We start from the raw sequence: 13665 nt of genomic DNA, 5'->3' as shown, positions 1-13665 counted from the left end.
TTAAGGCATCGACCAACAGACAAACAAAAAGGCATGATGTTCTTAAATTCAGAACTCTGGCTGGGGGCGATGTTTCATACTACGAAATAGATTATGCCACACTTCATGATTAATTGTTGCGTCGCGGAATAAAAAACGGGGGCAAGCCCCCGTTAAGTTCTGATTTTGTTGATTAATTATTTCATTATTGGAAGTAATGGCACGATTAACAGAGCCACAATGTTAATGATCTTGATAAGTGGATTAATGGCTGGGCCAGCTGTATCTTTGTAAGGGTCACCAACGGTGTCACCAGTCACAGCTGATTTATGAGCCTCTGATCCTTTCCCACCAAAATGACCATCTTCAATATATTTTTTAGCGTTATCCCAAGCTCCACCACCAGTGCACATTGAAATAGCCACAAACAAACCAGTGATGATGGTGCCCATCAATAGACCGCCCAGTGCCGCTGGTCCCAGTAATAGACCAACCAAAATAGGAGCCACTACAGGTAAAAGTGATGGGACGATCATTTCTTTGATCGCAGCAGTGGTCAGCATATCGACGGCTTTGCCGTATTCAGGTTTGCCACTACCATCCATGATGCCTGGGATTTCTCTGAATTGGCGACGCACTTCTTCAACCACTGCACCAGCACTTCGACCCACAGCTTCCATGGCCATAGCACCAAATAGATACGGAATTAAGCCACCAAGGAACAGCCCAATGATCACCATGTGGTTTGATAAGTCGAATGTGATGTGATGACCTGCGGTTTCTAATGCGTGCGTATAGTCAGCAAATAAAACCAAAGCGGCTAAACCAGCAGAACCAATTGCATAACCCTTGGTCACGGCTTTGGTTGTATTACCAACAGCATCCAATGGGTCAGTGATATCACGCACAGAGTCTGGTAAGTCAGCCATCTCTGCAATACCACCAGCATTGTCTGTGATCGGGCCATAAGCATCTAAAGCCACAACAATGCCAGCCATTGAAAGCATCGCTGTTGCAGCCACTGCAATACCGTAGATACCAGCTAATGCATAAGCTATGTATATCGCTGAGCAAATAAATAAAACTGGCCATGCTGTTGATTTCATCGAAATACCAAGACCAGCAATAATATTTGTGCCATGACCTTTGGTGGATGCTTCAGCAATGTGTTGAACTGGTTTGAAGTTTGTGCCTGTGTAATATTCAGTTATCCAAACCAATACACCTGTTAGTAAAAGACCAACAACTGTTGCTCCAAATAAACGCATTTGACTGCCAGCAGCCCCTAAAACATCATCGGGTATTAACCATGTTGTGACAAAATAAAAGGCAATAAGTGAAAGAGCGCCGGCAATAAATAAACCTTTGTATAGTGCTGGCATAACGTTTTTCATACCAGGTGTGGCTTTAACAAAGCTACAACCAATAATAGATGCAATGATTGATACGCCACCTAGAACCAAGGGATAAATCACTGCTTCAACAGCAGCTGATTTAATCATCAATGCACCAAGTACCATCGTGGCGATGATGGTCACAGCATAAGTTTCAAATAGATCAGCTGCCATACCTGCACAGTCACCGACGTTGTCACCCACATTGTCGGCAATAACCGCTGGATTACGAGGATCATCTTCCGGAATACCTGCTTCTACCTTACCAACTAGGTCGGCACCTACGTCTGCACCCTTGGTGAAAATGCCTCCTCCTAATCTTGCAAAAATTGATATCAGTGAAGAGCCAAATGCCAATCCCATTAATGGTTTTAACAATACATCTAAGCTTGACGTGGTGTTTTGACTGGTTAACCAGATATAGAAAAGAGTGACGCCAAGAAGGCCTAAGCCAACTACCAACATCCCTGTGATTGCCCCACCTTTAAAAGCAACATTCAGTGCTTCGTTCATGCCTTTGGTAGCGGCTTGTGCAGTTCTAACATTGGCTTTAACAGATACGTTCATGCCAATAAAGCCGCAGGCTCCAGAGAGAATCGCACCAATGGCAAAGCCTATTGCGGTATTTTGATCTAAAAAAACTGCGATGAATATTGCTAAAACCACACCTACTATTGCAATGGTTTTATATTGTCTTGTCAGGTAGGCTTGCGCGCCTTGCTGAATGGCGCCAGCAATTTCTTGCATCCTGGCATTGCCAGCATCCTGAGAAAGAATCCAGCTTCTTGCAACGAAGCCATATACAACTGCAGCTAGTCCGCAGGCCAGAACTAAATATAGTCCGAGTTGAATATTATTCATTTTTATTAACTCCTTTTGAAGGGGCACGCCCTCAATGATGCTAATTGCTGGGATTTTTATAAGCAATAGCTGATACCTAGTTGTAAACCCTATATATGACTGAAATTTGAAGTGAATTGAATCGATTCCTGCTGTTGTCAGCTTGTTGATAGTAAGGTTTGTTAAGATTCGGAAGTAATTATTGATCCAACGGAGAAAGAATGAGTTTAGATAAAGTCACCCCAGGTTTAAAAGCCCCTGATTTTTTTAATGTGATCATTGAAATTCCAATGAATGCAGATCCAATTAAATATGAAGTTGATAAAGAATCTGGCGCAATTTTCGTAGACCGCTTTATGGGCACAGCAATGCACTATCCATGTAATTATGGATATATTCCTAAAACAATCTCTGATGATGGCGACCCAGTCGACGTATTGGTAATTACTCCATTTCCATTGATTCCAGGTGTGGTTGTCAGTTGCCGACCAATTGGCGTGTTGAAGATGGATGATGAAGCGGGTGGCGATGCGAAGCTATTGGCAGTCCCTGAAGACAAAATTTTGCCTATCTATACTCATTGGCAAAAGCCAGAAGATATGAACGAGTTGCGTTTGAATCAAATTCAACACTTTTTTGAGCACTACAAAGACCTTGAAAAAGGTAAGTGGGTGAAAATCAAAGGCTGGGAAGGTCCAGAATCAGCTAAGCAAGAAATATTGGAAGGTATTGAGAGATACAACAAGACTAAATAAGCAGTCTTCTGACACTCAGCGGAGGCAATGGGATAATGTTTCTCATGTCTCCGTTTTTTATTGCCCTCTCTCAGTCAAACCCGGTTCTTGGTGATTTAGCCAAGAATGCGCAGTTGATCCTTGATGCGGCAAAAAACTCTGCTACCAAGGGCGCTAAATTACTAGTAACACCTGAGTTATCTCTCACGGGTTATCCCCCTGAGGATTTATTACTCAGAGATGCTTTCATCCAAGCAGTTGATCAGCAGCTGAATCAATTGGCCAAAGATTTGCTCATCTATCCAAATTTGAGAGTATTGGTAGGACACCCCCAAAGAACATCTGCTGGTTTGCAGAATATGGCCAGTATTTTGCTTGGGGGAAAAGTGATTGCCTCTTATGCTAAACAAAAGTTACCAAATCATGAAGTTTTTGATGAGGTGAGATATTTTGAGCCAGGTTCAGATGCTTGCGTGATAGATATTGATGGTACAAAAGTAGGTGTTCTGATTTGTGAGGATGCATGGCACACTGGTCCTGCAGCTCAAGCCAAGCATGCGGGGGCAGAACTCTTGATTGTTTCCAATGCATCTCCTTATCACTTGGAAAAACAAGATCTACGTCAAGATGTGATCAAGTCAATTGTTTTAGAAACAGGCTTGCCTCTGGTTTATTTAAATGCCGTTGGCGGGCAAGATGAATTGGTTTTTGATGGGGCTTCTTTTGCCTTGAATAAATCAGGGGACATTGCTTTGAGTCTTCCTCACTTTAAAGAGTGCTTGGCATTCATTGAATTTAAACAAGATTCAGTCATCAAGGATTTGGTAAAAAATACCATCAGTGGGAAGACTTCAATTGAGGCGCAAGTCTATGACGCTTTGGTATTGGGTGTGAAAGATTATTTGACTAAAAACGGATTCCCAGGCGCCATCATTGGTTTATCTGGGGGTGTTGATTCAGCTTTGGTCTTAGCAATCGCTGTTGATGCACTGGGCGCCGATAAGGTTCGTGCAGTGATGATGCCTTCCCGTTATACCGCCGATATATCTTGGATTGATGCCAAGCAAATGGCCGATAATTTAGGCGTGCAATACGATGAAATCAACATTGCACCAATGGTGGATGCTTTTGATGCTTCATTGGCCTCCGAGTTTGAAGGTTTACCCATTGATGCAACCGAAGAAAATATACAAGCACGGGTGCGTGGTACCTTGCTAATGGCTTTGTCTAATAAAACTGGTCGAATTGTTTTGACCACTGGCAATAAGAGTGAAATGGCAGTCGGTTATTGCACGCTCTATGGTGATATGGCTGGTGGCTTTGCAGTGATCAAAGACGTTGCTAAAACTTTGGTTTATCGCTTGTGCCATTACAGAAACGGAATTGAAGCAGTGATTCCTGAACGTATTTTGACCAGGGCCCCTTCTGCGGAATTAAGACCAGATCAAAAAGATCAAGACAGCTTGCCTGAATATGAAGTGCTGGATGCCATCCTTGGTCTTTATATGGAGCAAGACGAATCGATTCAATCCATCATCGATCGCGGATTTAAATCTGAGGATGTGGAAAAAGTCACACGCTTGATCAAAATTAATGAATACAAACGTCGCCAAGCGCCGATTGGCGTGAGGATCACTCAAAGAGCTTTTGGTCGAGACTGGCGTTACCCCATCACGAATAAGTTCCGTGCTTGATATTTTAATGACTTAAAAGAAATTTAGGTATCATCAAATTTAATAGGAGATGAATATGAAACAAGTTACGGCAATCATTAAACCGTTTAAATTGGATGAAGTTCGCGAAGGCTTGGCTGAATTAGGAGTGACTGGTTTGACAGTGACTGAAGTCAAGGGCTTTGGCCGTCAAAAAGGGCATACCGAACTCTATCGAGGCGCTGAGTATGTGGTTGATTTCTTACCAAAAATCAAAGTTGAAGTTGTGGTCGCTGATGAACATGTTGAAGCTGTGATTGATGCCATTGTTAAATCAGCTCACACTGGCAAAATTGGTGACGGTAAAATATTTGTAACTTCAATTGAACAAGTGATTCGCATCCGTACCGGAGAAACAAACGAATCAGCTGTTTAATTAAAACTTCTTAATTGCTTTTATCGACCTAGCAAATTCAGTAAAAATACGCAGAAGAAATAAATAAAGCCCAGAATTTCTGGGCTTTATTTATTGGGATAAACCAACCTATTGAGTATTTACAAAGTCTCTAAATAACGTTGAGCATCTAATGCAGCCATGCAGCCTGTTCCAGCGCTGGTAATGGCTTGACGGTAGATATGGTCTTGTACGTCACCAGCTGCAAAAACACCAGGGATGTTGGTGGCCGTTGCATTGCCTGCCAAACCACTCTTGGTCTTTAAGTAGCCGTTTTCCATATCTAACTGACCTACAAATAAATCAGTGTTTGGTTTGTGACCGATGGCCACAAATACACCTTTTAATGGGATCTCTTTTTTGGCGCCTTCCGCATTGGCAACGCGAACAGCTGTCACACCAGTGTTGTCACCCAACACTTCATCCAAATGACTGTTCCATTCAATGGCAACTTTGCCTTCAGCCACTTTAGCCATGAGGCGGTCAATCAAGATTGGCTCAGCACGGAATTTGTCGCGACGATGGATCACCGTCACTTTATTGGCGATACCAGATAAATAAAGAGCCTCTTCAACGGCACTGTTACCTCCGCCAATCACGCAAACGTCTTGGTTTCTGTAGAAGAAACCGTCACAAGTAGCGCAGGCAGACACGCCTTTGCCCATGAAAGCTTCTTCACTAGGCATACCCAAGTACTGGGCTGAAGCGCCTGTGGAAATGATCAAAGAATCGCAGGTGTAAGTACCTGAGTCACCTTCTAGGCGAATCGGCTTTTCCGTCAAAGCAGCTGTATGGATATGGTCAAAAATGATTTCGGTCTTAAAGCGCTCTGCGTGCTCTAAAAAGCGCTGCATGAGCTCTGGACCTTGGACGCCATTAGGGTCAGCTGGCCAGTTTTCCACCTCTGTGGTGGTCATTAATTGACCGCCTTGGGCGATGCCCGTGATCAAAACAGGGTCTAGGTTGGCACGTGCCGCATAAACGGCAGCTGTGTAGCCCGCAGGGCCTGAACCTAGGATGAGTACTTTTGCGTGTTTAAGATTTTTTGTCGTCATAGCTCAATTATAAGACTTTGATTGTTTCTTGTTGATTACAATCGGAAGAACATGGCTAGAATTGCATCCTCTCAAAACCCACCTCCAGCTAATAGCGGGCCTGAAACCCGTTTGACCCGCCTCATGCGTGAAGTCAAATGGATTGCCTTCATGGCCCTGACTTTGGCCTTGTTTGCAGTATTGGCAAGTTACAGCAAAGGCGACCCAGCTTGGTCGCACGCCAATCAGGTCGCCAATATTGCCAATATTGGTGGTCGTTTGGGCGCTTGGTTAGCCGATATCTTGTTTTACGTTTTTGGCGCATCAGCCTACTGGTGGGTCATTTTGTTGCTCAGACGCGCGATTCGCGGTTGGCAAGAGCTCACCGCGGCCAAATTACCTGGCCAGCAATTAGAGCCTGAGCCATTTTTACCTAGATTCTTGGGCTTTGGCTTGACCATGATTTCAAGCATGGCGCTTGAATCAATTCGCATGCACAGCATGACCATGGATTTGCCGCGACCACCTGGAGGTGTGTTGGGTGAACTCTTGGGCGATCCTTTGCAAATGGCGATTGGTTTCACGGGCGCCACTTTGGTTTTATTGGTGATTCTTGCGATTGGCGTTTCATTGTTCTTGAGATTTTCTTGGTTGACCTTGGCAGAACAGCTTGGCAGATTTTTGGAAGTCTCATGGATGCGTATTCGCGAGCGTCGCGAATCTGAAGAAGATCGCCGCATTGGAGAGCAAGCTGCTGAGGTGCGCGAAGAGATCGTTGAAGAAGAACGCGTGAAGATTGAGGAATTACCTCCTGTGCCTATTTATAGAGCACCATTGAGTGTGGTCAAGAGTGAAAGAGTTGAGCGTGAAAAGCAACAACCTTTGTTTGCTGAAATCACCGATTCTGAATTACCGCCACTCTCATTGTTAGATCCTGTTCCGCCCGTTAAAGAAACTATTTCTGCGGATACCCTTGAGTTCACATCACGTTTGATTGAGCGCAAGCTAAAAGAATTCAACATCGAAGTCAAAGTAATTTCTGCTCACCCAGGCCCTGTGGTCACTCGTTACGAGATCGAGCCAGCGATGGGTGTTAAGGGTAGTCAGATTGTTAATCTGCAAAAAGATTTATCACGCGCTTTAGGTGTGTTGAGTGTTCGTGTGGTTGAAACAATTCCAGGTAAGACTTGCATGGGCTTGGAATTACCGAATCCTAATCGCCAAGCCGTGCACCTCACAGAAATTCTGAGCTCTCGCGTTTATAACGACAGCGCCTCACTCTTGACCTTGTCTTTGGGTAAAGACATTGGCGGTGCTCCAGTGATTGCCGATTTGGCAAAGATGCCACATTGCTTGGTTGCTGGTACCACCGGTTCAGGTAAATCAGTGGGTATCAATTCGATGATTCTGTCTTTGCTATATAAAGCAAAAGCGGATGAAGTTCGCTTGATCATGATTGATCCGAAGATGCTTGAGATGGCAGTTTATGAGGGCATCCCTCATTTATTGTGTCCAGTAGTCACAGACATGAAGCAAGCCTATAACGCTCTCAATTGGGCCGTGATTGAAATGGATCGCCGATACAAGTTGATGAGTAAATTCGGCGTTCGTAATTTGGCTGGCTTTAATAAAAAAATCGCTGATGCTGAAGAAAAAGGCGAGTACCTTTACAACCCATTCAGTTTGACACCAGATGATCCTGAGCCTTTACATAAGGCACCAGTGATCGTGATCGTGATCGATGAGTTGGCTGACTTGATGATGGTGGTTGGCAAGAAGATTGAAGAGTTGATTGCTCGTATCGCGCAAAAAGCACGTGCCGCAGGCATTCATTTGGTCTTGGCCACACAGCGTCCAAGCGTTGATGTGATCACTGGCTTGATCAAGGCCAACGTGCCAACGCGTATCTCATTCCAAGTCAGCAGCCGCATTGATAGCCGCACCATTCTTGATCAGCAGGGCGCTGAGAGTTTATTGGGCATGGGTGATATGTTGTACATGGCACCTGGTACTGGTTTGCCAATACGTGTTCACGGTGCTTTTGTGACCGATGATGAAGTGCATCGTGTGGTGACTTGGCTAAAAGAGAAAAATGGCGAATCTAATTACATTGATTCAATCTTAGAGCCTCAGACAGAAATGGACTCTGGTTCAGGCGAGGCATCTGCCAGTGGAGAGGCTGACCCTCTTTACGATCAAGCTGTCGCCATCATTCTAGAAAACAAACGAGCCTCTATTTCTTTGGTGCAGCGTCATTTGCGCATTGGTTACAACCGCGCAGCCAGATTGCTAGAAGACATGGAACGCGCAGGACTTGTTTCCAAAATGGGCAGCAATGGCAATCGAGAAATCTTGGTTCGCGCCCCAAGTGACAATTAATTAAAGCTCAATCAAATACCTAAAATGAAGATGAGTTTTATCAACTTTAAACACTTGGCTTTTGCAGCCCTCTTGGGTGCTTCCTGTTTGACTTCGCCTGCCGCGTTTGCAGATGAAGGCATTAAGCAATTCAAACAATTTATTTCAACTGTTAATAATGCTGAAGGTGAATTCACTCAGCAACAGATCAGGGCTGCTAAGCAGGGTGAAGCTCAACCCAAAGTTCTGCGCAAGAGCCAAGGGCGTTTTGTTTTTCAAAGACCAGGTAAATTTGTTTGGGAGACCATCAAGCCTTTTGAGCAAAAAGTGATTACCGACGGTCAGAAGTTGTTGCTCTGGGATAAAGACCTCAATCAGTTGACCGTGCGTCCTGCAAGCAAAGGATTGAGTGCCAGTCCTGCGGCCATCCTCTTTGGCGGTGCCATGGCAGAAGAATATTTTGACTTGATTCCTGGTGGCGAAAAGGGCGGCATGTTTTGGGTGGAATTAAAACCCAAAGCCACGGGTGGTTCAGGAGACATGCCTTACAGCCGAATCGGTGTTGGAATGTCCAATGGTCTTCCTGCTGGCTTAGAGTTGCATGACAACTTTGGTACGATTGTTCTGATTAATCTGAGTAAAATTCGTACAAACATTAATTTGTCGCCAAATACATTTAAATTTTCACCGCCTGCTGGCGCAGACGTTCTGAATGTTCAGTAAAAACTAAGTGCCACACTAGGTACCAAATTAAGCAGTAAATATAAAAATAGCATTGAGAAACTCATGATCGATATTCAGCTGTTACGCAAAGACCTTGATACCGTTGCCTCACGTTTGGCAGAACGGAAATTTGTTCTTGATAAAGACACTTTTGTTTCTTTAGAGTCTGATCGTAAGCAAGTACAAAGTCGTTCAGAAGAATTGCAAGCCAAGCGCAATCAATTGGCCAAAGCTGTTGGCATGAAAAAAGGCAAGGGTGAAGATGCCAGCGCTGAAATGGCTGAATCTACCGCCGTTAACCAAGAATTACAGGCTCTCACAGAAAAGCTCACAGTTGTTCAGTCTCAACTTAATAACTTTTTATTGAATATTCCTAATATTCCTCACGAATCTGTGCCATCTGGCAAAGACGAGTCTGCCAATCAGGAAGTTTTGCGTTGGGGCAATATTCCAAGTTTTGATTTTCCGGTTAAAGATCACGTTGATTTGGCGACCCCATTGGGTCTGGACTTTGACAGTGCCGCAAAGTTGACGGGTTCACGCTTTGCCGTGATGCATGGCCAGATTGCTCGTTTGCACAGAGCTTTGGCTCAATTCATGTTGGATAACCACATCCAAATTGGTTATCACGAAGTGGCTGTACCTTTTATCGTGAATGCTGAATCCATGAAGGGCACTGGTCAATTACCAAAATTTGAAGCTGATTTATTCAAAGTGCCACGAAAAGTAGGTGGTGACGATCAAGATGAATCAGTTGAAGCTGTTTATGAGAATTTTTATCTCATTCCAACTGCAGAAGTTCCTGTCACTAATTTGATGCGTGACACCATCACGCCGGCTGAACAGTTGCCAAAGAAATTTGTGGCTCACACTCCTTGCTTTAGATCTGAAGCAGGTAGTTATGGGCGTGATACGCGCGGTATGATTCGCCAACATCAATTTGAAAAAGTTGAATTGGTGCAAATCACCAAGCCAGAAGCCTCTATGGCAGCTTTGGAAGAATTAACATCTCATGCAGAAGCTATCTTGCAAAAACTAGAGCTGCCTTACAGAAAGGTTCTCCTATGCACTGGTGATATGGGCTTTGGCAGCGTTAAAACCTATGACTTAGAGGTTTGGTTGCCAGCACAAAATACTTATCGTGAAATCAGCTCTTGCTCAAACATGGGTGATTTTCAATCTAGACGCATGCAAGCTCGCTTTAAAACAGGCCAAGATAAACCTGAGTTGGTGCACACCTTGAATGGTTCTGGTTTAGCTGTAGGGCGAACTGGTGTTGCGATCCTAGAGAATTATCAGCAAGCCGATGGCAGCATCAAAATACCAAAAGCTTTGCAACCATACATGGGTGGTCTAGAAGCGCTCACGCTTTAAAAAGGTGCAAGCCTTGAATTCATTGGGAAATAATCTGGTATAAGCCTGTAACCCACTGTGGAATATAGGTTAAACCCTAAAGAAGGTTTTAAATACTAGCTCCCACAGTGATTATGTGATTTAATGTCGGCAGTGCATCAGGAATAAGTTTTTAATTAAAAAAATATAACTGAATGTACATACTCCCAGTTTCTAAGTTGAAAGGTTAAAAATGAATAAAGCTGAATTAGTAGAAAAAATTGCAAAAGACGCAGACATTTCTAAGGCATCTGCTGAGCGTGTTTTGAACACATCAATCGACACAATCATCAAAGCTGTTACTAAAGGTGACAAGGTTCAATTGATCGGTTTCGGTACATTCGGTTCAGGCAAGCGTGCTGCACGTGTTGGCCGTAACCCAAAGACTGGCGAAGCAATCAAGATTGCAGCTGCTAAGACTGTTAAGTTCACAGCTGGTAAAGCTTTCAAAGACGCTGTAAACAAGCGCAAGTAATTTCTCTTTTGAGATTAAAAAAGGCTGCCTAGGCAGCCTTTTTTATTTCCTAAAACCATCCTTGCCTATGCAAAGCGTTCCTCAAGACTGCTCAAGCCTATTTCAGCCAGTAACTTTGTCTTTCTTTCTTGGGCTTTTTGACCAGGCAAGTTCTTCTGAGTTGCAATGATCAGCTCATTTTTCATGGAATGTTCCCAGCCCACCAATTCGGTCACGGTCACATCATAGCCATGAGACTCTAATTGAAGGCAGCGCAAAACGTTGGTGATGTGGCTACCAAATTCCCGGGTATGAATCGGGTGGCGCCACATTTCCGATAATTCGTTTTTAAGCGATTGGGCTTTGGTCTTTCTCAAAGCCGCTGCTAACTCGGCCTGACAGCAAGGAACCAAAACAACATGCTTGGCTTTTTTGGCAAAGGCAAAGCGAATCGCATCATCGGTCGCTGTATTACAGGCATGCAAGGCTGTGACCACATCGATTTCATTGGGCAGAAGGTCTGAATCCAGGGACTCTTCCGCGCTTAAGTGCAGAAATTTCATATTTGAGAAGTTCAGGCGATTGGCCAAGTCTTGAGATTTCTTGACCAATTCTTCGCGTACTTCAATGCCGTAGATCGTTGATGGCTTCTCTTGTAACTTGCAAAAGAGATCGTTCAGAATAAAACCCAAATAAGACTTACCAGCCCCGTGATCAACGATGCTCAAATGATCTTTTCGGTTCAAGACTTCTTGGAGCAGTGGTTCGATGAATTGAACCAAGTGATATACCTGCTTGAGTTTCCTGCGTGTGTCTTGATTGAGCTTGCCATCGCGAGTGAGGATGTGCAATTCTTTTAAAAGTTCAATGGATTGAGTCGGTCTGATCTCATGTTTTTGTGAAGAAACATCTTTTTTTGATGATGGGTCGATCATGGCGTCTTAGCGGTTTTTAAACCGTTGTAAATCCTTGTTGATGTTCAATTAATGCCAGTTTTGGCGCTCTAAACTAAACTATAGGGCTATTTGATTGAAAAGCCTATGAATTACAGTAACGATATTGTCCGCGAAGTCGCAAGACGCAGGACTTTTGGCATTATTTCTCACCCTGATGCCGGTAAAACAACCCTGACAGAGAAACTCTTGATGTTCTCTGGTGCCATCCAATTGGCAGGAACTGTTAAAGCTCGTAAAAGCGGCAGACATGCCACTTCTGACTGGATGGAAATTGAAAAGCAGCGCGGCATTTCTGTGGCCAGCTCGGTGATGCAGTTTGAATACCGTGACCATGTGGTCAATCTTTTGGATACCCCAGGTCACCAAGACTTTTCTGAAGATACTTATCGCGTTTTAACTGCTGTGGACTCTGCATTGATGGTGATCGATGCGGCCAAGGGTGTTGAAGAGCAAACCATCAAGTTATTGAATGTTTGTCGCATGAGAAATACTCCCATCATCACGTTCGTGAACAAGATGGACCGCGAAACCAGAGATCCTATGGAATTGCTGGATGAACTTGAATCTGTCTTGAAGATTGAGTGTGCGCCAGTCACGTGGCCAATCGGCATGGGCAAAAATTTCCGTGGTGTTTATCACCTCATCAATGATGAAATTCTGTTGTTTGCGGCTGGTAACGATCGTGCCGACCAAGAATTCCAAGTGATGAAGGGGATTGATAATCCAAAGCTTCATGAAATGTTCCCTGATGAAATGGCTCAACTCAAAATGGAAGTCGAGTTGGTGCAAGGTGCATCGCATCCATTTGATTTAGAGCGTTTCTTGGGTGGTTTACAGACCCCCGTATTCTTTGGTTCAGCCATCAATAACTTTGGTGTTCGAGAAATCCTCAACGCACTGCTTGATTGGGCCCCAGGCCCGAGAGAGCGCAGTGCAACGGTCAGATCTGTTGATCCAAGAGAAGATAAGTTTAGTGGCTTTGTGTTCAAGATTCAGGCCAACATGGATCCTGCTCATCGAGACCGCATCGCATTCTTACGCGTTTGTTCAGGTAAGTTTGAACGCGGTATGAAAATCAATCACCTGCGCATCAACCGTGAAGTGAAAGTATCGAATGTCGTGACTTTCATGGCCTCTAGTCGTGAGCAGGTGGAAGAGGCCTACGCTGGTGACATCATTGGTTTACCGAATCACGGCAATATGCAAATTGGCGATAGCTTTTCTGAAGGTGAAGTTTTGCAATACACCGGTATTCCATACTTTGCGCCAGACTTTTTCAGAGTTGCCCGCATTCGTAATCCAATGAAGATCAAACAGCTGCAAAAGGGTCTTCAGCAATTGGGCGAAGAGGGTGCTGTGCAGGTATTCAAGCCATTGAACAGCAGTGATCTGATTCTTGGTGCTGTGGGTGCACTGCAGTTCGAAGTGGTCGCCAGTCGCTTAATGAATGAATATGGCGTTGATGCTGTTTTTGATACAGCCAGCATCAACTGCGCACGTTGGGTGACTTGTGAAGATAAAAAAATGATGAGTGATTTTCAAAATTCATCAGCAGGTCATCAACTGGCTTTAGATGCTGCAGATAATTTGGCTTATTTGGCGAACTCTGCTGTTAACTTGAGGGTTACTCAAGAGCGTTGGCCTCAAATTGTGTTCCATGAGACTAGGGAGCATGCCAGCAAGCTTTCTTGATGG

11 protein-coding genes are annotated in these 13665 nt (G+C 44.2%); 8 read left to right on the top strand and 3 right to left on the bottom strand.

Going from position 1 to position 13665, the window contains the following annotated elements:
- Positions 1-176: 176 nt before the first annotated feature.
- Positions 177-2234 (bottom strand): sodium-translocating pyrophosphatase, encoded by a 2058-nt coding sequence (locus tag GQ367_RS06705; protein ID WP_215290146.1) that lies wholly within the window; start codon positions 2232-2234, stop codon positions 177-179.
- A gap of 200 nt (positions 2235-2434) precedes the next feature.
- Here GQ367_RS06705 and ppa point away from each other — a divergent pair, with 200 nt between their 5' ends.
- The 3 genes from ppa to GQ367_RS06690 are packed head-to-tail and all read left to right on the top strand — an operon-like array spanning position 2435 to position 5035.
- Entirely contained in the window at positions 2435-2968 is a 534-nt protein-coding gene (ppa, locus tag GQ367_RS06700) for an inorganic diphosphatase (protein WP_215290144.1), read from the top strand.
- Positions 2969-3012: 44 nt separating this feature from the next.
- The gene (locus GQ367_RS06695; protein WP_215290142.1) at positions 3013-4641 is read left to right on the top strand and encodes an NAD+ synthase; all 1629 of its coding nucleotides are present in this window, start codon (positions 3013-3015) and stop codon (positions 4639-4641) included.
- A gap of 55 nt (positions 4642-4696) precedes the next feature.
- Positions 4697-5035 carry a P-II family nitrogen regulator gene (locus GQ367_RS06690; RefSeq protein WP_215290141.1) on the top strand — a complete coding sequence of 113 codons (339 nt, stop codon included), beginning with the start codon at positions 4697-4699 and terminating at the stop codon, positions 5033-5035.
- 119 nt (positions 5036-5154) lie between these two features.
- On the opposite strand, the gene trxB is transcribed toward GQ367_RS06690, so the two are convergent.
- Positions 5155-6108, bottom strand: coding sequence for a thioredoxin-disulfide reductase (gene trxB / locus GQ367_RS06685; protein WP_215290139.1), 954 nt, complete (start codon positions 6106-6108; stop codon positions 5155-5157).
- A 51-nt stretch (positions 6109-6159) separates the two neighbouring features.
- Here trxB and GQ367_RS06680 point away from each other — a divergent pair, with 51 nt between their 5' ends.
- The 4 genes from GQ367_RS06680 to GQ367_RS06665 all read left to right on the top strand — a co-directional run bounded on the left by GQ367_RS06680 (position 6160) and on the right by GQ367_RS06665 (position 11035).
- The gene (locus GQ367_RS06680) at positions 6160-8466 is read left to right on the top strand and encodes a DNA translocase FtsK (protein WP_215290137.1); all 2307 of its coding nucleotides are present in this window, start codon (positions 6160-6162) and stop codon (positions 8464-8466) included.
- A gap of 30 nt (positions 8467-8496) precedes the next feature.
- Positions 8497-9168 carry an outer membrane lipoprotein carrier protein LolA gene (locus GQ367_RS06675; protein ID WP_215290135.1) on the top strand — a complete coding sequence of 224 codons (672 nt, stop codon included), beginning with the start codon at positions 8497-8499 and terminating at the stop codon, positions 9166-9168.
- Positions 9169-9231: 63 nt separating this feature from the next.
- Positions 9232-10542, top strand: a complete 1311-nt coding sequence (gene serS / locus GQ367_RS06670; RefSeq protein ID WP_215290133.1) for a serine--tRNA ligase — start codon at positions 9232-9234, stop codon at positions 10540-10542.
- Between the two features lie 211 nt (positions 10543-10753).
- On the top strand, positions 10754-11035 hold the full coding sequence (locus GQ367_RS06665) for an HU family DNA-binding protein (protein WP_089516399.1): 282 nt from the start codon (positions 10754-10756) through the stop codon (positions 11033-11035).
- Positions 11036-11100: 65 nt separating this feature from the next.
- Here the strand turns inward: GQ367_RS06665 and GQ367_RS06660 are convergent, their stop codons facing one another.
- Entirely contained in the window at positions 11101-11949 is an 849-nt protein-coding gene (locus GQ367_RS06660; RefSeq protein ID WP_215290131.1) for an SAM-dependent methyltransferase, read from the bottom strand.
- Between the two features lie 105 nt (positions 11950-12054).
- On the opposite strand from GQ367_RS06660, the gene GQ367_RS06655 reads away from it, so the two are divergent.
- Entirely contained in the window at positions 12055-13662 is a 1608-nt protein-coding gene (locus GQ367_RS06655; RefSeq protein ID WP_089516397.1) for a peptide chain release factor 3, read from the top strand.
- Positions 13663-13665 lie beyond the last annotated feature (3 nt).

Origin of the sequence: Polynucleobacter sp. MWH-CaK5, from assembly GCF_018687615.1 — a bacterium.
Taxonomy (GTDB): Bacteria; Pseudomonadota; Gammaproteobacteria; order Burkholderiales; family Burkholderiaceae; genus Polynucleobacter.
The sequence above is the reverse complement of the archived record's forward strand: the minus strand, read 5'-3'. Positions and strand labels throughout refer to the sequence as shown.

What these genes read in the sequence shown, in the direction of transcription:
- GQ367_RS06705 (WP_215290146.1), bottom strand. Translation starts at nt 2,234, where the DNA reads ATGAATAATATTCAACTCGGACTATATTTAGTTCTGGCCTGCGGACTA.
- ppa (WP_215290144.1), top strand. Translation starts at nt 2,435, where the DNA reads ATGAGTTTAGATAAAGTCACCCCAGGTTTAAAAGCCCCTGATTTTTTT.
- GQ367_RS06695 (WP_215290142.1), top strand. Translation starts at nt 3,013, where the DNA reads ATGTCTCCGTTTTTTATTGCCCTCTCTCAGTCAAACCCGGTTCTTGGT.
- GQ367_RS06690 (WP_215290141.1), top strand. Translation starts at nt 4,697, where the DNA reads ATGAAACAAGTTACGGCAATCATTAAACCGTTTAAATTGGATGAAGTT.
- trxB (WP_215290139.1), bottom strand. Translation starts at nt 6,108, where the DNA reads ATGACGACAAAAAATCTTAAACACGCAAAAGTACTCATCCTAGGTTCA.
- GQ367_RS06680 (WP_215290137.1), top strand. Translation starts at nt 6,160, where the DNA reads ATGGCTAGAATTGCATCCTCTCAAAACCCACCTCCAGCTAATAGCGGG.
- GQ367_RS06675 (WP_215290135.1), top strand. Translation starts at nt 8,497, where the DNA reads ATGAGTTTTATCAACTTTAAACACTTGGCTTTTGCAGCCCTCTTGGGT.
- serS (WP_215290133.1), top strand. Translation starts at nt 9,232, where the DNA reads ATGATCGATATTCAGCTGTTACGCAAAGACCTTGATACCGTTGCCTCA.
- GQ367_RS06665 (WP_089516399.1), top strand. Translation starts at nt 10,754, where the DNA reads ATGAATAAAGCTGAATTAGTAGAAAAAATTGCAAAAGACGCAGACATT.
- GQ367_RS06660 (WP_215290131.1), bottom strand. Translation starts at nt 11,949, where the DNA reads ATGATCGACCCATCATCAAAAAAAGATGTTTCTTCACAAAAACATGAG.
- GQ367_RS06655 (WP_089516397.1), top strand. Translation starts at nt 12,055, where the DNA reads ATGAATTACAGTAACGATATTGTCCGCGAAGTCGCAAGACGCAGGACT.